This is a genomic window from Demequina lutea, assembly GCF_013409005.1.
GTDB lineage: Bacteria > Actinomycetota > Actinomycetes > Actinomycetales > Demequinaceae > Demequina > Demequina lutea.
In genome coordinates, this window is record NZ_JACBZO010000001.1 from 694,157 (window position 1) to 713,412 (window position 19,256).

The 19,256-nt window shown below is 65.9% G+C and carries 15 protein-coding genes and 1 tRNA gene; 9 read left to right on the forward strand and 7 right to left on the reverse strand.

Features of this window, described 5'->3' with window-relative positions; all coding sequences use genetic code 11:
* Positions 1–309 precede the first annotated feature (309 nt).
* From BKA03_RS03410 to BKA03_RS03420, 3 genes are all read right to left on the reverse strand, one after another.
* The gene (locus BKA03_RS03410; protein ID WP_238579390.1) at positions 310–933 is read right to left on the reverse strand and encodes a L,D-transpeptidase; all 624 of its coding nucleotides are present in this window, start codon (positions 931–933) and stop codon (positions 310–312) included.
* A 298-nt stretch (positions 934–1,231) separates the two neighbouring features.
* Positions 1,232–2,056, reverse strand: a complete 825-nt coding sequence (locus BKA03_RS03415; protein ID WP_062074640.1) for a hypothetical protein — start codon at positions 2,054–2,056, stop codon at positions 1,232–1,234.
* 180 nt (positions 2,057–2,236) lie between these two features.
* Entirely contained in the window at positions 2,237–5,134 is a 2,898-nt protein-coding gene (locus tag BKA03_RS03420) for a helix-turn-helix transcriptional regulator (RefSeq protein WP_179397689.1), read from the reverse strand.
* Between the two features lie 256 nt (positions 5,135–5,390).
* Here BKA03_RS03420 and BKA03_RS15180 point away from each other — a divergent pair, with 256 nt between their 5' ends.
* The 5 genes from BKA03_RS15180 (at position 5,391) to BKA03_RS03445 (ending at position 13,746) form a co-directional block, all read left to right on the forward strand.
* Positions 5,391–5,624, forward strand: a complete 234-nt coding sequence (locus BKA03_RS15180; protein WP_062074638.1) for a hypothetical protein — start codon at positions 5,391–5,393, stop codon at positions 5,622–5,624.
* Positions 5,625–5,833: 209 nt separating this feature from the next.
* The gene (gene aroE, locus BKA03_RS03430) at positions 5,834–6,703 is read left to right on the forward strand and encodes a shikimate dehydrogenase (protein ID WP_062074637.1); all 870 of its coding nucleotides are present in this window, start codon (positions 5,834–5,836) and stop codon (positions 6,701–6,703) included.
* The gene (locus BKA03_RS03435) at positions 6,700–7,680 is read left to right on the forward strand and encodes a hypothetical protein (RefSeq protein ID WP_062074636.1); all 981 of its coding nucleotides are present in this window, start codon (positions 6,700–6,702) and stop codon (positions 7,678–7,680) included. The genes aroE and BKA03_RS03435 overlap by 4 nt, the downstream gene beginning before the upstream one ends.
* A gap of 204 nt (positions 7,681–7,884) precedes the next feature.
* Positions 7,885–9,576, forward strand: a complete 1,692-nt coding sequence (locus BKA03_RS03440) for an AMP-binding protein (RefSeq protein ID WP_062074635.1) — start codon at positions 7,885–7,887, stop codon at positions 9,574–9,576.
* A 192-nt stretch (positions 9,577–9,768) separates the two neighbouring features.
* Positions 9,769–13,746, forward strand: coding sequence for a PDDEXK-like endonuclease domain-containing protein (locus BKA03_RS03445; protein WP_062074634.1), 3,978 nt, complete (start codon positions 9,769–9,771; stop codon positions 13,744–13,746).
* Here BKA03_RS03445 and BKA03_RS03450 read toward each other — a convergent pair.
* Together BKA03_RS03450 and BKA03_RS03455 are read right to left on the reverse strand one after the other, a co-directional pair.
* Complete coding sequence (locus BKA03_RS03450; RefSeq protein ID WP_083971360.1) at positions 13,718–14,059, reverse strand: FmdB family zinc ribbon protein; 342 nt, start codon at positions 14,057–14,059, stop codon at positions 13,718–13,720. The two genes, BKA03_RS03445 and BKA03_RS03450, sit on opposite strands and share 29 nt — an antisense overlap.
* Positions 14,060–14,068: 9 nt before the next feature.
* The gene (locus BKA03_RS03455; RefSeq protein ID WP_062074633.1) at positions 14,069–14,698 is read right to left on the reverse strand and encodes a 5-formyltetrahydrofolate cyclo-ligase; all 630 of its coding nucleotides are present in this window, start codon (positions 14,696–14,698) and stop codon (positions 14,069–14,071) included.
* A gap of 164 nt (positions 14,699–14,862) precedes the next feature.
* On the opposite strand from BKA03_RS03455, the gene BKA03_RS15665 reads away from it, so the two are divergent.
* The 3 genes from BKA03_RS15665 to BKA03_RS03470 are packed head-to-tail and all read left to right on the forward strand — an operon-like array spanning position 14,863 to position 17,766.
* On the forward strand, positions 14,863–16,086 hold the full coding sequence (locus BKA03_RS15665) for a molybdopterin-binding protein (RefSeq protein ID WP_062074632.1): 1,224 nt from the start codon (positions 14,863–14,865) through the stop codon (positions 16,084–16,086).
* Positions 16,083–16,679: a GNAT family N-acetyltransferase gene (locus BKA03_RS03465; RefSeq protein WP_062074701.1), complete on the forward strand. Its 597-nt coding sequence runs from the start codon at positions 16,083–16,085 to the stop codon at positions 16,677–16,679. Before BKA03_RS15665 ends, BKA03_RS03465 begins: the two co-directional genes overlap by 4 nt.
* A gap of 52 nt (positions 16,680–16,731) precedes the next feature.
* Complete coding sequence (locus BKA03_RS03470; RefSeq protein WP_062074631.1) at positions 16,732–17,766, forward strand: hypothetical protein; 1,035 nt, start codon at positions 16,732–16,734, stop codon at positions 17,764–17,766.
* Here the strand turns inward: BKA03_RS03470 and BKA03_RS03475 are convergent.
* On the reverse strand, positions 17,763–18,512 hold the full coding sequence (locus BKA03_RS03475) for a YwiC-like family protein (RefSeq protein ID WP_083971357.1): 750 nt from the start codon (positions 18,510–18,512) through the stop codon (positions 17,763–17,765). The genes BKA03_RS03470 and BKA03_RS03475 overlap by 4 nt on opposite strands.
* Positions 18,512–19,003, reverse strand: a complete 492-nt coding sequence (locus BKA03_RS03480; protein ID WP_062074629.1) for a YajQ family cyclic di-GMP-binding protein — start codon at positions 19,001–19,003, stop codon at positions 18,512–18,514. Before BKA03_RS03480 ends, BKA03_RS03475 begins: the two co-directional genes overlap by 1 nt.
* Positions 19,004–19,120: 117 nt before the next feature.
* Between BKA03_RS03480 and BKA03_RS03485 the strand changes: the two genes are divergently transcribed.
* A tRNA-Tyr gene (locus BKA03_RS03485) sits at positions 19,121–19,202 on the forward strand.
* The last annotated feature ends 54 nt before the right edge of the window (positions 19,203–19,256 follow it).

Below are 19,256 nucleotides of genomic sequence, written 5' to 3' on the forward strand. Positions count from 1 at the left end.
TACGAAGCACCTGAGATTTGGTGCATCGAGATTTGATGCATCCAAGACCTCCCGGTCGACGCGACTTGCGCACTCACCCACAAATCGCCAACGTGGGGGCCACCGCGTGGCACCGCGCATCGCGCATCGGGCATCGGCCTTCCGCCACCGGCGTGGGCGCAGGGAGGTTAGTCCTTTTGAAGATCGTTAACGTGTTAACGATTGGCCCAAAGGCAACTAATTCCGCGCCCGCCCGGGTCAGGTCCGCGACGGAGAAGCTCTACCAGGAGCTCATCGATGCGGCAAGAGAAGCGGCAGCGGGAGCAGCCGCTACTCGATCGAGATCGGTGTCCCCAGCGGCAGTAGGTTCGCGAGCTCGGTGATGTCCGGGTTGGTGAGGCGGATGCAGCCGTGGCTCACCGACCGGCCGATGCTCGCCGCGTCGTCGGTGCCGTGCAAACCGATCTGCCCGGGTCCTCCGCCGAAGCTATTCAACACATCGGAGAAGGCTGAGAGCCCGAACGCATACGGGCCGTAACCGGTGTTGGTCGGCGCGAGCAGCTCCGTGAGGTAGAACGATCCGTGTGGGGTGGGGGTGCCGCCAGTTCCCGTTGCTATCGTGAAGGTCTTCACGAGCGTCGCATTCTTGTACAGCGACAACGTGTTCTGCTCGGTGGATGCACGCAGGCTGTACTGCAGGCTGTGCAGGGTGACGGCGTCTGCCTTGATCCACCCGGTGCTTCCGTTCGGGCGCTGCGCGAGATCAACCTGCAGCCACGCGCCCTCTTTGGCCGCCACGAGGAAGGTGAGCGGCGCGCCCGACGGCTGCGGGTTGCTCAGGGTGGTGGCAATTGCTCCGCCAGGCGCGCCGTACACAGTGACCTGCGCAGAGTTTGCGGTGGCCGACGTTCCGACCGAAGCGGGGGCGGCAGGCGGCGCAGGTGACGGTGTCACATACGTAGGTGACGGTGTCACACGCGCAGGTGACGGTGTCACATACGGGGTTTGTGGATGCTGCGAAGGAGAACTCATCGGGGTGCTTGGATTGCACCCTGCAAGCAACAGCCCGGTCAGAAGCGTCGACGTCACGGGCACGAGGCAAGCGAAAGGGCGCGGTGTCATTCGAATGGCTTTCGGAGGTGGATCGACGCGGTACGAACAGGTGGCGACCAAGGCCGAGCGTGGAAACGAAAGAGATGCGCCAGGCAGAGGCAGCACCTAAGCCTGGCGCATCATCTTCGACTGTCGGCGATTAACCCGTGAAGCTGGCTTTTGTCTTGACCGGCGTGGCGGGAGTCGCGGCAGGTGGCGTGGCGGGAGTCGCGGCAGGTGGCGTGGCGGGAGTCGCGGCAGGTGGCGTGGTGGGATCAGCGATGATGGTCAAATCGGCATCTGGCGGGTTATAAGTCCTGGAACCAACGGAAATGGTCAACGCTCCTAGGGCAGGAATATCGGCGCTCAAGGCATCATATGCATGATGCACAACGATCGTTCCTGTTGCATCCGCGGTCACGTCGCGTGGGGTGATTTCGAAGAGATTTCCGTTCTGGAGGCCGAAGACCATCGCCGCATCACCGGGCACAAAGCCCGTGGCGGTGATGGTGAAACCGGTGGCCCCATTCTTGAAATCACTGAGGGTGACGGATGAAGGGCTCAGCGTTAACGTCCCTGCCGCGATGGTGAAGCTGCTGCTGACCGCCGATGTCAGGGCGCCGGAAGCCGCTGTCAGGGTGTATGTGCCAGGCTGGTCGATGCGACAGCCAGCGAAGGAAGCAAGACCAGCAACCGCATTGGTGGGATTTGCGTCGCAAGTCAATACGGCCCCAGCCGGAGTCGTGATGCTCAGCGTCACCGGATCCGTACCGGCGGTCTGGGCGCCGCCGGCATCTTGTACGGCAACCTGAGGCTGATTGACGAACGGGCTGTTGCTCGTGGTGTTACCGGGAGAAACGGTGAACGCGAGTTTCGTCGCCGCACCCACAGCGTTTGCGGGTGCTGTCGCAAGGACGGTGACCCCCACAACAAGTGCGGCAACCGTAATTGCTGTGCCAAATCGGTGAAGCGATACTCCTGGCATGATGCCTCCTGAACGGGACTTTCGACTGATAGGGCCGACCATCGGGTTACCTCACTTTGGCATTCGGGATTTCGGCCATCTGGCTCACCCGACGGCCCCTCCCGCCAATCAAAGCGGGCCAGCCCTCGACTGTCCCTAGGGGCCGACCCTAGGGTTTCCCACTTCGCCGGAGGTGACTCGCTAGTCGAGAACGCCGGGATCGACTACTTCAGATCCATCCGGTTGCGGGCCAGCGAGGGCGGCCGCCACCTGCTTTCGGCCAGAGATCTCAAGCTTTTGGTACACGTGCCGGAGGTGGTACTCCACCGTCTTGGGCGTGACGAAAAGCGCCTGCGCAATCTGAGTGTTGGTCAAGCCGACCCCCGCCAGCCTCGCGACTCTGCGCTCGCTTGAGGTGAGTGTCGTCGGCCCCGAAATGCGGTCGGGCCGCCCACGTACTCCGCTGGCAGAAAGCTCATCTCGAGCGCGCTCCGCCAGCGCATTGGCTCCGTTGCTCACCGCGTAGTCCAACGCCTCAAATAGATACGGGCGAGCGGCGACCTTCGAGCCTTGTCGGCGAATCAGCGCACCGAGGTCCGTCAGTGCTTCGGCGCGCTCATGAGCCTCTCCCGCGCTTTCCAGATGTGTGACCGCCGCACGCAGGAGCGCCGCTCCCTCATCGCCGCCGACCATTAGCCCCCGTACTCGAAGCACACGGCCGAGATGTGCGGCCGAGCCGCAACGCTCAGCCAGAGCTTCATCGCGTTCGATGAGCTCGCGTGCTCGATCATTCTCGCCCAGTGCGAGCGCGGCACGCGCGGCATCGGTCCGCCAGTTCAGTACGGTGTAGTCAACGTCGAGGTTCTCAGCCAACCAGTCGCCGGCTTCGGTGAGTAACTGCAGCGCACCCGCGTTATCGTGCCGAGCCATTGCCAGTAACCCGGCGGCGTGAAGGCGCCAAGGAGTCTCCATCCCACCTCCAAGATCACGCTCAGCCGCTCTGGACAACGTCGCATCGGCAGCTTGGAGATCTCCGCGCCACACCTGAAGTACCGCTTTGCGTGACAACGCGGCGACGAGGTAGCGGCGCCACCCAAGGTCTTCGGCAATGTCCACCTGAGACAGATCGGCTTCGGCATCGAGAATTTGCCCAAGTTTTGCTCGCGTCCAGGCGCTGAACATGCTCGCCGTCGCGACGGCTTCCATGGAGCCGGTCGCTCGCCCGAGGTCCAGTGCTGCCGTGGTGATCGCGAGCGCCTGGTGATGATCGCCCGCGAGTTCCAGCGCCCAGAAGGTCATCAGCCAGCCCGGGCCGTCGGGGCCTTGCTCGGCCAGGATGGCCCCATCGGACCATGCGCGACGGGCGAGTTCAATAGTATCGACCGCCGGCGCACCCTCCTGGCCGGAGCGCATCGCCAAGGTCGCCAACAGTCCGCGCTCGGCCGGACCCGTGTGCAATGGCAGAGTTCTGACCGCCTCGTGAATGCGCTGAATTGCGCGCTGTCGCATTCCCGATTCAAAGGTGGCGTTGACGAAGTACTCGGCCAGAAGTGCCGGCCCGGGTTCCTCGATACCTTCCTCGATGGCCTCTTCGAGAATCTGCACGGCCTCGCGTTGCTGACCTCGAGCTGAGAGTGCCCTGACCAGTTCGCGACGCGTGACTTCTCGCTTCCGTGGATCGGTTTGCAGGTTTGCTGCCTCTCGCAAGTGTGCGACGCCACCAATCAGACCAGCCGCGGATTCCGCGCTACCGAGCTCCGCGAGGACGTCCGCCAGGTCAGCCGGCGCTGGGGGTTCCGCTTTCGCCCTTGAGAGCAGTTCGGCGGCCACACGCGGGACGCCCTGAGCCCGCGCTCGCTGAGCGGCCTGTCGCAACTTCTCGGTAACCCACGAGTCTGCGTTGGGCGCCGCGAGCAGTAGGTGGGCGGCAACGATCTCCACTCCGACGGAATCGTTATCGAGCAGCCGCGCTGCGCGCCCATGTGCTAGCGAAGCCTGAACGGTCGGTATTTCGGCATAAACGAGCCCGGCAATCAGCGGGTTGGCGAAAGACAGCGTCGCACCGACGACGAACAACTCCTCGGTGATGAGCGCATCTGCAACCGCGGCCGCGCGAGTCTGGTCGAGATCAGCGAGAGCGGCAACCTGTCTGAGGGTTGACCCGTCGCCGAGGACCGCGAGCGCCCGAGCCACCAGGATCGGGTCGGTGCCTAGCCGCGAAAGGCGGAACAGGGACGCATGGCCGATCGATTCGACCGCGGCATCGCGCAGACTCAGCGATGAATGGTCTGTCGGCTCGAGGGCCTCCCTGTCCAGCGTCTTGAGAATCTCCCGGACGTAAAACGGATTGCCCCCAGTGATTTCGGAGAAGTCGTCGCAGAACGACGAGTCGGCGAGCGGCAGCCGGTCCCGTACCAAGGAAGCTACGTCGGGGGCGGCCAGCGGTGACAAGTGCAGGCGATCATGCGACCAGGTTTCGATCATCGAGGTCAGTAGCGGAGGTCGCTGCCCCGCGCTCCCCGGTCGCGCGGCGACGACCAAAACGATGGGTAATTCGTTGACTCGGCGGGCGAGGTAGTGCAAGAAGCCGAGTGACCCTTCATCGGCCCATTGTGCGTCGTCGACGCAGATCAGCAGCGGCGCGGATTGGGTGAGATTGACAGTGAGCCAGAACAATCCGTGGTGCAACGGGAATGGTGTTTCGATCGCGTCGGCGTAGTGGCCGGAGAACAGTGGCATTGCGAGAGCGGCCGCCCCATCGAAGAGGGCCGAGTTCGTACCGGCAGCCGCCACAGGGGTTTCGAAGAGTTGTAACGCGGTAGAGAACGGCACTCCACGCTCAGGGACAATCGCGCGCGCATCGACCACAGTCAGTCCGCGCGACCGCGCACGAGCCTCACACTCCGCGATCAGTCGTGTCTTGCCCAGCCCAGCTGCCCCTTCGATCAACACCGCCCCGCCGTTGCCCGTCTGGGCGCGATCAAGCAGTTGATCGATCAGCGTGAGTTCGCTGGATCGACCCACAAGAGCACTTTCGGAGAGACGAGAGGTTTCGCGACGACCAGAATTCACGAAGGCATCATCGGGGGTGGAGGCCATCAATGTCCCTTCTGGCGTGTTGTTCGGGGCACCACTCGTTCCAGACCGATCATCCCACGACACGAATGTGTCGGTGGTGACCGGGGCAGCGACTGTTCCTCCCGCGAATATCCTGACCACCGGTACACCGCGCTTTCGCCAGCCCGTTAGACGATTGCGGTCGACATCCAGTGGCACTGTGAGTTTGCCGATGCTGGGGCCATCCCGCCTGAGGCCAAGGTTGGCGGAGGGCGCGAGATGCCTGTCGTTTCGGAGCATGCAGACATCATCGTCATCACTGACGAAGGACACCGCCGCCAATACGACGCCGTGGCGCTCAACATGCGTGCCGCTCTGCTACGAGAACCGCATCCCCGAATTGCAACTCGTCAACGAGAACTTCTCCGACGAGCCAGATGCGCTGCCGGTGGGCCGTCATCCAACTTTCATCCACGGCGTGACCGCGAACGATCAACGACGTCCGCCGGCGACCGGACACATGGCTGGGTGAACTCGTTCGGAAACCGCACAGTTTCGCAAGCGACGGCAGAAGTCCGAAGCAGCCAAGGACGCTCTCCTAAAGCGGGTGTCGCCGGTTCGAATCCGGCCAGGTGCACTTAGTGTTTCCGTAGAATCAGATGGCGACCGGCGGGCACCGCGAAGACCGAGGCGTCCGGAGTCGGTCACCGCGAACATGCGATATTCGACGGAGGAACCCCCGTGACTGCGCCAGATAGCTTCCTCAGCAAGTTGACCGGACTCTTCGCGTCCCCTGCGGCCGAGAACCCGACGGGCCCGATGGTGGAGTCGGCGTATCGCCACGCGGGTCTCGACGCCAGGTACATGACCTGCGAGGTCGCGCCCGCCGACTTGGAACATGCGGTGCGTGGGGCCGTCGCGATGGGCTGGGCGGGGTTCCACTGCTCATTGCCCCACAAGGTCGCCGTGATTCAGTACCTCGACGAACTCGCCGAGTCCGCGGCGCTCATCGGCGCGGTCAACTGCGTCGTGATCCGCGACGGACGCCTGATCGGTGAGAACACCGACGGACAGGGATTCCTCACGTCGCTGCGGCGCCTCGTGGATCCGCGTGGCAAGCGAATCGTCGTCCTCGGCGCGGGAGGAGCCGCCCGTGCCATCGCGTTTGAGCTCGCGCTCGCGGGAGCCGGTGATCTCCTCGTGGTCAACCGGGACGCGGGGCGGGGCGAGGCCCTCGTCGGCGACCTGTGCGAGCGCACGGCGGTTCGCGCGTCGGTCGCTCGCTGGACCGAGGCGTTTGCGGTCCCGGCGGAAACGGAGATTTTGATCAATGCGACCTCCGTCGGGCTCTTCCCCGATGTGGAGGCCAAGCCGGATATTGACTACGACACGCTCACGCCAGGGATGATCGTCGCCGACGTCATCCCAAACCCGCCGCGGACCGCCTTTGTCAAGGAGGCCCAGTCTCGCGGTTGCACTGCGATCGATGGCCTCGGGATGCTCGTCAACCAGGCGGTGATAGGGATTCGCCTCTGGATGGGGCTCGACGCCGACGCCGAGGTGATGAGGAGGACCCTCACCGATATCTTCGGCGGACCCGAGGGGTTATGAGCCCCACCGCAGCCGACGTGAGCGAATATGACCGCTTCGGACCGTGGATCGACGAGATCACCGTCCCCGAAGACGTACCGAGGGTGTTTCGCTCCCACCCGATCGACTTGAGCGCCACCCGAGCGGTGCTCAAGGTGCCTCGCGGCATCGCGCGCAGGGACGCCACCGCGGGCATGGACCTCTACGACTTTCTCGTGATCCTGGATCGGAATTCGTTGACCCTTCTCAGCAGGCGGGTAGTGGAGCCCACGGGAGGAGCGAGTGCGGGCGACGGTCGCGGATATGACGTCCTTGCCGTTCCGTTGGCCGACGTGGTTGCCATCAGGGACGACCTCAACCTTTTGGACGGGCGACTGTCCGTCTCGACAACTACGGGGGCCTTGATCGCCGTGCCGTATAACGGATCGGCCCACGCCAAGGTCGCCCGGTTGGTCGACCAACTGCGCGCGGTCGCGGCCGTGAGGCCGGCGGGCCCAGTCGGCATGGCGCTCGTCGCCGCAGGCAATGCTGTCGCGGGCGTCGCGTCGGTGCCCGATCCCGGGTGTGTCGACACGCACCTGGTGAGCCGCTTTCTCGAACTCCATAGTGACAACCCGGGCCTTGTCGTCTGGGCGTCCCATGGGAGTCGACGCATGCACCCAGTGGTCGTGGGACTTCAAGGAGCCCTTCTGCGCGTGTCGCATGCCGCGTCACCGATGACCCTGCACGGCGCGGCGCTAGTGGCGGACGTCGATGCGATGGAGTTATTGGGTCGGAACGCATCGCTCGTGCGGGGCCGCAATCCGGACTACTCGTCTTCACGCTTGGTGATACCGCTCGGCGCGCTCGACCGTCTCAACCTTTCGGCCCACCCGGTATACCCCGACGCCACCATCGTGACGATCGGAGCCGGGCAGTGGGCGACGGATTTCGCCATACCAAGCGATTCGGACGCCGCGCGGCTGTTTCGTGCCGGCGCGCACTCCGTGCGGAACTGAACCTTGGGGGCTGCGCTCGCCACCGCGCACCCCGCAGCGCCCTGGACTGAGGTTCCCACCTACGGAACCGTAGGTTAGGCGTACAGTGGATAATGGTTACCGAACGCAACGGCTATCGCCACGTGGGGTGGGCGCACAGGGGCCGTGGCGCCCACACTCGTGACGTCTCGAACGCAAGCATGTCACCCGGATCGGCGGTTACTCGTGGACACCCTTCAAAAACTGTGGGAGGCGGCACGCGCCCCTTCGGTACCTCGCGAGGTTGACATTCCGTACGAGACCCTCGTCGATGGGCTCGACCGCGCGGCCGCATCATGGCCTGATCACATCGCGATCGACTTCCTGGGCGCGACGACAACGTACGCGCAACTGGCAGCGGACGTGGCCCGCGCCGCCGGTTTGCTTCACGAGCGCGGCGTCCGCAAGGGCGACAGGGTTGCCATCGCCTTGCCAAACTGCACCACCCACATCGTGACGTTCAACGCGGTGTTGAGGCTAGGCGCCATCGTGGTGAGCATCAACCCCACGCTCGCGGCGCATGGAATTGCCAGCCAGCTTGCCGATTCGGGCGCGACGGTGTTCATCGCATGGGACAAGACACTGGAGCGAGTGGTCGCCGAAGAGGGCGTCCCTTCTTATGCCACGTTCCCCGTTGACCTCTCCGCGGACTTGCCTACGTTCAAGCGGCTCGCTTTGCACCTGCCTGTGAAGAAGGCGCGCACGCTGCGCGGCCAGATGACCACTACCGCATTCCCTGGCCGTCCACGCTGGCACACGATCGTCGCGAATGCGAAGCCGTTGAGTTCTGATGTCGAGTGCCCCTCCCCCGAGGACGTGGCCGCCTTCCTGTACACCGGCGGCACCACGGGTACGCCCAAGGCCGCGATGCTCACTCACCGCAACATCGTCGCCAACACCGTGCAGAGTGCCGCGTGGACGGGCGCTCAACCCGCGACCGAGGTCATCTACGGCGTCCTTCCGTTCTTCCACGCGTTCGGCATGATGTTGGGCCTGTCCTACCCCGTGCGAATCGGTGCGACCCTTGTCGTCTTTCCGCAGTTCACCGCCGATCTCTTTCTGGCCGCGCAAAAGCGCAGGCCTGGTACGTTCTTGCCCGCCGTGCCGCCGATGCTCGACAGGATCGCCGACGCGGCCGAGAGCAAGGGCGCCGACCTCACCAGTTTCTCCGTCGCGCTCTCGGGGTCGATGGCGCTCTCCGCCAAGACCGCGGCGCGCTGGGAGCGACTCACCGGGGGCCTCGTCATCGAGGGGTATGGGCTCACCGAGACGTCTCCCGTCGCCGTTGGCAACCCACTCACCGGCGCACGCAGGCCGGGGACACTAGGCATCCCTTACCCGAGCACTCAGATCAGGGTGGTCGACCCGGAGGACCCGTCTCAAGACGTCGAGCCGGGGGAGTCCGGCGAGCTCCTCATCAAGGGGCCCCAGGTCTTTTCCGGGTACTGGAACCTCCCCGAAGAGACGGCCGCACAACTGTTGCCAGGCGGCTGGCTGCGCACGGGTGACGTGGTGCAGATCGGCGAAGATGGCTTCGTGGTGCTGGTGGACAGGCTTAAGGAGCTCATCGTGTCGGGCGGCTTCAAGGTCTATCCGTCCCAGGTGGAGGACCACGTGAGGCTCATGCCTGGAGTGAGCGACGTCGTCGTCGTCGGCCTGCCGCACGGTGATCTTGGTGAGACCGTGATCGCCGCGATCGTCCCGGAGGAGGGTCACGAGCCTGTGAGCCTCGAGGCCGTGCGCGAGTGGTGTTCCGAGAGCTTCGCGAAGTATGCGCTGCCCCGCAAGGTCGTTATTTTGAACGAACTCCCGCGTTCCCAAATCGGGAAGGTGCTCCGCCGATCAGTCCGGATGGATCTCATTCGCGAGGCCCCTTGATTTCGGATAGATCACGATCGCGCCGTGGTCTTGACGAGAGGCTCGCGGCGGCTTCACAATTCGATTGACGATGCGCGTCGGCTGGATAAGTCGGCGCGCATTGTTGCGTGACTTTCCGCCCGTAGGGCCCGGAGGCCGACGAGTGCGGCGTGGCAGTCGATCTGCCCGGAATGCGGTGGTTACGGTTAAGCCGTGTCGGACTATATTTCGCGCGCCCTTGTGGGCGACGCGCTGGCGGAGTGGCGTGAGTTGTTGCGCTCTCGCTCGACGGTCTCGCCCCTTCGCAATCTGGCGTCTACCCAGGCGCCCATCATCGACATGGAAAAGGCTCATCCCTCGGGCCTAGCTTCGCTGTTTGCGGGGCGACCTACGCTCTTGTCGACACTGATGCGCGATCGCGACGCGTTTCATGCGGCCGCGTGGCGCGGCGGGCTGATCCTGGATGAGGCCGAGGATGTCATGGCCGCGACGGGCGTGTGGACGGCGGCTCTCGTGGTGGGCACCGCGTCGTGGGACGACACGGAAGTCCCCCTGTTGATGAGAGCGGTATCGCTCGAGAGGGCTCGCGAGAACGACCTCACGATCACCTTGCGTCATCAGGTCGAGCTCAACCCCGTGTTCGCCGCAGCATTGCGCGAGCGGAGCGGTCCGGCCGATCTTGCGGCCCGGGCCCAGAGCACCTTGGAGGGCAAGGAATTCGACCCGAGGCCCATCTGGGCGGAGGTGCGAGAACTCGCCCCCCTCTTCGGCGAACTCGAGGTCAAAGAGAGACTCCTGCTCGGCGGCTTCGAAGACCAAGAACAGCAGCTGCTCGACGACCTCGACGCGCTTGACGCCGTCATCGGGGCGTCTGACGTCATCGCCGCGATTGCGGGCGACGTCGATGCCAGGACCATTCTCATGGAGCCGCTGCCGCGTTGGCCCGCAGCGGACCGCGACCCATTCGGCGAACGGGGAATCGGTGACCTCGATGATGGCGCGTTTGCGATCGTCGACATGGCGGCGCTCGGTCGCAGCTTCGTGGTCGACGCCCCGCCGGGTTCCAACGCCGTGGGCATGGTTGCCGCGCTTGTCGCCGATGCCGCGGCGTCCGGAAGGACAGCGGCGGTCGTGGGAGGTTCGGACGCGGCGCTCGACGCGGTTGACGCAGAACTTGTGGAGCAGGGCATCGGGGACATCGCCATCACGGGGGTCTCGTCCGCGTGGCATGCCGACGCGCGCGCGCGCCTGCTCGCGTCGCTCACCTTCGACACTCCTGAAGTCGGAGAAGATGAGTTGCGTCGCCTCGGAGACGAACTCCTGAGAGCGCGTGCCGAAGTTGCCGACCGCTACGAGGCCCTTCACCGGCCAAGGCGGCCGTGGGGTGTCAGCGCCTTCGAAACGGTGCAAGCAATCGTCAGGCTTACCGCGAGCGAGCCGCAACCGGTGACAACGGCCCGCCTGGGTTCCGATGCGGTGGCGGCGATCGCGGAACACGGGCTGTCGCATGTCGCTTCGTCGCTCGTGGAGCGGATTCACGGGGTCGGCACCGAGTTGCCTCAAGATCAAGTCGCCGCGCCCGCCGAGGACGCCGTGGTGCCGTGGTGGCACCGCGTCGTTGCCTCCGCGGAACAAGGCTTGCAACTTGACGAGGCCCTCGCAGTGGTGGTCCGTGGACTTCCCGGCCTGCGTGCTGACGCCGTGAGCGCCGCCGCGGCCACGGGAGTGGACGATGCTCCTAGCTTGGAGGTGTGGCGCGAGCAGGTGCTGCTCTTCACCGATGTTCAGCGGACTCTCGACACCTTCACTCCTGCCGTCTATCACCGTTCACTTGTGGACCTAGTGACCGCCACCGCCCCCCGCGGGATCGAGATGGAAGAGACCCTTCCGCGGCGCACGCGGCGAGCGCTCGCCCGCAGAGCGGCCGAGTTGTTGCGGCCCGGTCGTACGAAGGAGCCCTTGCATGACAGGCTCACTGCGGCGGCAAACGAGTCCGAGCGGTGGCGGGCCCAGTGTTCTGCGGGGGGATGGCCCGTCGTGCCTGATGACTTTGCTGTCTACGCATCTCGCATGGCCAAGGTCGACGAGGCATGGGTGGTGCTTGAGCCCTTCTTGTTCGACGCCGCCGGCCTCGAGACACCCGATGCGACGCCGTGGTCCGAGTTGCTCTCCGCTCTCCACGATCTCGCGGAGGATATTCCAGGAGGGCTGGCGATGGCGCCCGCCGCCCCGGCCAGCATCGACCCGGTCGAAGATGGATTCTCCGAGTTGGTCTCGGGACTGGAGGAACGCGCGGCCTCACCCGAACAGATCCGTGTCGACCTCGAGTTTGCCTGGTGGGCATCTGCGTTCGACGCGATCGTAGGCGCGGATCCGCGGCTGATCGAGCAAGGTGCTCTCGGCTCGGCCGTCGACAGTTATGTGGCGCTCGATGCGGAATTTGCTTCGAGGCGGTCACAGCCGCTGATGCGTGCCGCCGCGGAGCAGCGCCGCAAGGCAATCGCGCGACACCCGGAAGATGCACGCGACTTGTTCGCGACGTTGATGGAGGCGAGCGAGTCATCGGTCCGCGAATTGCGACGCGACTTCGGCGCCGTCGTCGCCGCGTTACGGCCCGTGGTTGTCGCGCGAGCCGATCAGGTCGCGCACCTCTTGCCGCCCGCCCGATGCGTCGACCTCCTCGTACTCGTGGGGATCGAATCGCTAGCGACGGCTCAGGTCGTACCTGCGCTTGCCAGGGCGACACAGGTCATCGTGGTGGCCGACACGGTGAGTGCCACACGATCGGCCGTGTCGGATGTGGCTTCGTTGCTGCCGCACGTGCACCTCAGTGCGCTTCCGCAAGCGCGTGATCCGCGCGTGAGCGCGGTGCTTGCCGGCTTGGGTTACGAGCGCTCGGTGCCGGTCGTGCCCGCTCCCGGGCAGCCAGTCGAGGGCCGCGGACTCACCGCGACGACGGTCGACGGGGTTGCTCAGCCGGTTGCAGGCAGGCATGTGGTCGAGTCGACGCGCGCCGAGGTGGCCGCAGTGGTCGAGGCCGTCGAGCGCGCCGCGCTCACCGTGCCGCGCCGCACCGTCGCGGTCGTCGCGGGAAACGCCTTGCACGCCGCTCGCATCGCCGACGCCCTTGCCGAGCGTGCGCCTGCGGTTGCCGAACGGGTTGTCGTGACCGAACTCGGCGAAGCCACGGGCTTGGACGTCGATGAGGTGGTGCTTGCCCTCGGCTACGCGCGCGATCATCGGGGCGTCCTTCCCGTCGATGTGGGAATTCTCGGTTCGGCGACCGGTGCGGCGGCGATCGCCCAGGCACTGGTCGCGGCGCGGACAGATGTGCGCGTCTTTGCCGCGCTCGACACTCATCACCTTGCCGCGATCGCCCATTCTTGCGCCGACGCTCGTGGTGTGGACGCCGTGAGGGGGCTTATCGAGAGCTCGCGTCGCCCCGCGGTACCCGCCGAGCGTAAGGCGCCTGGAGCGGCCGACTGGTTGTTGGCCGACGTCGCGCGCCTGCTTCGTGCAGAGGGGCTCGCGGTGCGACTGCGCTATGGCGTCGGCGGTCAGGCCATCCCGATGGTCGTGGGAGGCTCTCACGACCGGGGCTACCACGTCGCGGTCGTGACCGACGAGCACCCGGATGGTCCGCGCGGGTCCGTCCGCGACCGGATGAGGTGGCAGTACGCCAGGCTCGAGGCGCTTGGTTGGACAGTCGTGTCCTTGTGGACGCTGGACGTCTTCATGGATCCGGCGCGCGCGGCCGCAACGGTGCGCGCCGTGGTCGAGGGCGGCGGGGTGGGGCCGATCCCTGAGCTAGACGCCGATGACGACGCCGAGCCGCAGGCTTCCGACGAGCGGGACTCCGGCGAGGACTTCTTCGATCACGCGACGCTGGAACCGGAACTCGAGACCGAGCCTGAGCCTGAGGTCGAAACCGAGCCCGAAACCGAACCTGAGCCGGAACCCGAGGTCGAGCCGGAACCCGAACTCGAACCTGAGCCGGAGCCCGAGCCCGCGCCCGAGCGCGCCACCGTCTCACCCTCAGAGGCGTGGCAACCGCGAAAGACCCCGGTGAAGGGCGTGGGCAGGCCGCTGATTCCCACACGTGCGTGGGAGGACGAGGACGCTGCCTGGGGCGACCGCGGCCCGGGCAGTCGCGACGACGAGATTAAGAGGGATCGGCCGCCGCACTGGTAGAGGCAGGCTTGCCGTGTGCAGTCGAATTGCCCTGTGCGGCCGGCTTGCTCGGTGCAGCCGAAGTGCCCGACGAAGACTCGGATGACGAACTTGCCGCCGGCGTCGACGACGATCCCGCGAGCGAAGACGACTTCGAGGACCGCGAGTCCGTGCGATAGAAGCCCGAACCCTTGAACGACACGCCGACCGCGGAGATCACGCGGCGCAGTTTGCCGCCGCATTCGGGGCAGACCGTCAGGGAGTCATCGTGAATTGACTGGACCACGTCATACCGGTGCGCACACGCGGCACAGGCGTACGAGTAGGTGGGCATGGCGCGATTTTACGCGACTATGCGAGCCACTCCAGACGGTCGCACCACAATCATGACGGGAACGTCGTGCCACTCACGGGGGATTGGCCGTTCGGCCGCGTCGTGAAACTCGTCGTCGAAGACCAAGGCGACGATGGGAACGCCCGGCCGCGCGTCGGTCAGGGCTCGGTCATACCAGCCCGCTCCTTGCCCCAAGCGTGTGCCCTTCGTATCAGCGGCCAGGGCGGGGACCACAATGATGTCCGCGTCTGCGAGGCGGCTCTGGGGCAAGAAGTCGCCCGATGGCTCGGGCGGGCGCCCAGGGGACCTGGGAACCAGGTCGTCGGCCTGCGAGTACACGCTCCACCCCCGCTGAAGTCCCTCGCCGAGCCGTGGAAGCAGCACCTCAACGCCTTGCTCGAGCATTGCCTCGATGAGCGGGAGAGTCCCAGGCTCGAAACTGCGAGACACATATACCGAGGCACACTTGACGCCCTCGAATTCGGGCAGCGCCATCACCAAATCCCTCAAGGTCTCGGCATGTTGCGTGTTGCGCTTCTCGCCCCTCTGCAAGCGAATACGCCGCACAGAACTACGCCAAGCGGACTTCTGCTCCGCTGGCGGAAGGGTGTGGGGGTCGATGTGCGACAGCGGTGTCATGCCGCCATTGTGTCAAACCCTTGTGAACACTGCGTGACCGGACTGTCGCAAGCGCTTTTCGTGCCGCTCAGAGGTCATGGCGCCCGGGTTCGCGGCCGTCGCCTTTTCGGCAACAAGTTGCCTGGTGGTTGCGGTGCTTCCTTGTGGCACACGACAATGCGTAGGTGACATCGCGCAGCCTCGAAGAGCACAGGGCGGATGTCGTCGCGCTCTTTTCCCCGCTCGCGCCCCTCAACTTGTCTCTCGCGGATGCCGTTGGCTGCGTGTCGGTAGCGGATTACGCGGCGCCCCACGCCATCCCTCCACTCGCGCTCGCGGCCCGGGATGGCTTCGCGGTGCGCAGCGTCGACACGCAAGGGGCACGCATGCGTCCGGTGACGCTCGCCGTCACTCACGACGCGCTACCTGGAGGGTCGCCCACCAGACTGGTACCGGGAGCGGCCGTCCGCGTGGCGCGCGGCGCCGCACTTCCCTTTGGTGCGGACGCCGTGGTGATGCGCGGTGAGGGCACGGCCACATCGGTCATTCTCGACGCCGAGACGGTTGCGGGTGCTGGAGTGGTTCCCGTTGGCCACGAAATCACGGAGGGCGACGTGGTGGTCGCCGCGGGCACGAGGCTAAGCGCCGGTCACGTCGCGGCCCTTGCTGCGTGCGGTGCGGCATCGATGATGGTGCGGCCTGCACCGCGCGTCGTCATCATTGCGGTGGGTAGCGAACTCCAGTCCCACGGCACGTCTCACGAGCAGTCGGTCGCGGCATCGGAACCTATCGCCGACGCGACGGGGCCCATGCTCTCGGTCTTGTTCAGTGCGGCCGGTGCCAGGGTCGTGCGGGTCATGACCGTGCCCGATGACGCGCCGGCCCTGAGGGCGGCCATTGACGATGCGGCGCTCCAGGCCGACCTCGTCATCACGGTGGGCGGACTGTCGACCGAGTGGAGCGACATCGTCGGGCCGGTTTTGTCGCATGCCTTCGGCGTCGAGGTCCGCATGGTGCGGTTGAGCCCTGGTTCTCGCCATGGATTGGGGACCATCGGGCCAGGCGATGGCCGACCCGTGGCACTTCTCGCGCTTCCCGGTCACCCCGTGGATGCGGCGGCCGCGTTCGCGTCCTACGTAGTCGATGCGGTGGCCGAACTCAGGGGCGTCTTGACGGCCAGGGTTGAGTCGGTCGCGGGTGCGGCTTGGGCCTCGCCCTTCGGCTTCGCTCAAGTAGTCGCCGTCGTCCGATGCAAGGACGCGGATGCGGCGCGCGTCGAACCCATCGGCGACCCGGCTGCGCCGACTCTGCGCGACTTGGCGGCTTCAGACGGTCTGTGTCTTGTCCCAGAGTCGACCACTGAGGTTCGTGTGGGCGACGCCGTAGATGTGTTGTGGTGGCCGCGATGAGATGGCCCGCGCCCGAGTTGCACAGAGACGGCGTTCGGCTTCGCCTCCTGAGGATGAGGGATGAGGCTGAGTGGATCGCGTTGCGCAACCGCAATAGGGACTGGTTGCGTCCGTGGGAAGCGACGGCTCCGCCCGGCACCGCGGACGCCCCCGTCAGCTTCAGGACCTTTATCCGCAAGGAAAACTCGATGTGGAGGGCCAGGCGAAGCTTTCCGATGGTGATCGAGAAGGACGGTCGGCTGGTGGGTCGCGTGACTCTGGGCCGCATCGAGTGGGGAGCGGAGCGGGGCGGCTCGTTGGGTTACTGGGTGTCTCAAGACGAGGCGGGTCACGGCATCGCGCCCGCCGCCGTGGTCCTGATGTCCGAGTACGCGTTCGGTCAGGGCCTGCACCGTATCGAGGTGGCGATTCGTCCAGAGAACTCCGCGTCGTTGTCCGTCGCCCGCAAACTCGACCTCCGCGAAGAGGGCATGAGGCAGTCTTACCTTTACATCGACGGTGCCTGGCGGGACCACCGAATCTTCGCGGCGACGTCTGCTGAGCGCCGGTCCGGCGAGTGGTGGACAGGCGTGTCGAGCAACGTGTCCGGCTGACACGCCGCACCGCATCCCGTTCGCGTGACCGAGGCGGCCGTACCGTCGTCTCATGCCACCCGCAGGACTTCTCGCGATCATCGCAGTTGGGCTTGCCCTTGCCTATGTGTTGCCTCAGCGCATCAGGGAGCGATCCGACTACGCGTTGGTGCGCACGGAGGACCGCTATTCGGCCGACATGCGTGTCGTGAGGGCCTCGGCGGCGCGCGTTGCTCCGCGAGATGCATCGAGCGCATCGACCGAGATCCCGCTGCTTGTTACCGGCGCCGCGAGGGCCAAGGTGAGCGCCTTGGGAGATCAGCACATGTCGCGGCCGCAAGGACCGCTCGACAAGGCCGCCACTCACGCGCAACGCGAAAGCTTGCACTTGCGGCAGGACCGCCTGGGTTCGATGGCGCAGCGCGCCATTCAGGCGCGGCGCCGCGCCGCGGTATCGGGAATCGCGGCCGCCACGACTCTGATCGCATGGATATTGGTGGCCGCAACTGGTTTTCCCGCGATCATTGCGGCGTTGTTTACGGCCGCGCTCGCGACGGCGGTGGCCTCGTCCGCGAAGGCAGGCGCCGCAGAGCGCCAGGCGCTCGCACAAGTGCGTGGAGTCACGAGAGAGGTCGAGGCGGCCGCTACTGCCACGCGCGCCCTGAGGGCCGTCGCCGCTGCCCGTGCGGGCGGAGTGCACGCCGAGCCGAGCGCCGTTGCCACTCAAGCCATCGCCATCGTCACGTCTGCAGATTTGGCCCCGCTTGCCGCGCCTGCACTGACACGCCGTGCCGCAGCCGAGCGAGCGGCTCATGCCGTAGCGGTCGAAGCCGCGATTCAAGCGGCCGCCGCCGAAGAGTCCCAGGTCTTGGCCGACGAAGCCGCTGGATGGCGTCCTCGCACGATGCCCGTTCCGGCTTACGCCCTCAAGCCTGCGGTGCGCCAGCAGGTCGCGCGGCCCATGTCCGAGGACGACTACGCGGCCTCGACGCACGCATACGACCGCTCCGCCAGGGCGGAGGCCTCTGTGGAGCGCTCGGCGCAGCAGTCGCCGACGACGGGCGCCCTTGACGCGATTCTCGCGAGGCGCAAGCAGGCAAGCGCCTAGGCCCACCACGCGAGCGTGAGAAAGCCGAGAAGAAGCAAGGAGTTCGCCACCTCGATGGCGCCAACGACCGGCACTTTGAGGCTGAACCGCGGCAGTACTGCGGCGCGGAGCAGGAACCATGCGAAGGGAATCGCAAGCCACGGGTTCACGCCCAGGCAGGCCGCGATAGCGCCCGCGTGGAATGCGACCGAAACCACGTAGTGCGCGCGACTGCCGCGCTCGCGAATCATCGTCTTGACGTAGAAGACGGATCCCGCGAGGTAGAGCCAGGCGGCAACCGCGACGGGAACGCCCAGGGTCCACTCGAGGCCCGCCGTCGCCGGCGCGATCATGGCCATGAGCGACGCCATCGTCACCGAAGCGATGCCGTTGACGGATGCGCGCTCTTGCCCCATGCGGGCCGCGAGGGCGTTTACCGCCAGCAGCACCGCAAAGGCCGGAGCAAACCACAGCAGGCCGGGCCTCAGCGCGAAGAGCGGCACGGCGGCGACGGCGCTCACCACCCCGTAGGCGAGGAACTGCCTCCAGTACCGGCGCAGACGCAAGGTCTTAACGGCAAGCAAGGCGTAGTACGACGCGAGCCAGCCGCTGAGCCATGTGACAAGAAGCGGCACGTGCAGCCAACTCAACCCGAACTGCAAGCCAGCCAGATACGGCAGGAGCAGCATCGCCCAGACGCCGTGTTGCGGCGGAATCCAGGTCCGCCAGCGTCGTTCGTGTGCGCCCCTACGGGACGCGGAAGTCATCAGCGGTAGTTGGTGAACTGCAGGTCCGCCTCGACGTCGGCACCCTTGAGAAGCGCCATCGTCTCCTGGAGGTCGTCCCTGCTCTTGGACGTGATGCGCAGTTCGTCGCCCTGGATGAGCGCCTTGACGCCCTTGGGTCCCTCGTCGCGCACTAGTTTGGTGAGTTTCTTGGCGATCTCCTGAGAGATGCCCTCCTTGATGGTCGCCGTGAGGCGGTATTCCTTACCCGAGGGTTGTGGCTCACCGTACTCGAGCGACTTGAGGCTCACGCCGCGCTTGGCGAGCTTGGCGATGAAGACGTCCATCACGGCCTTGACGCGCTCGGGGGAGTTGGCCTTCATGAGGATCGCCTCGCCCGACTTCTCGATCGACGCTCCCACGCCCTTGAAGTCGTATCGTTGGTCGATCTCCTTGTAGGCCTGGTTGAGGGCGTTCTCGACCTCCTGAGGGTCTACCTTGCTCACTACGTCAAAGCTGCTGTCGCCTGCCATGGAGTCCTCCTTAAGTCTTGCGGCCGCTTGCCCCGGTGGGCCGCCGCGCCGTCAGCGGGGCCCGCGTTCGCTATGGCCCCGCAATCCTTGCTATTCTTCCATGCGCGCCAAGCGCGCGGCAGGTTACCCGAGCGGCCAAAGGGAGCTGACTGTAAATCAGCCGTCTACGACTACGGGGGTTCGAATCCCTCACCTGCCACGACGGGGCCCGGTTCGCCGGGCCCTCGTCATTTCTGGGCCCGGTTCGCCGGGC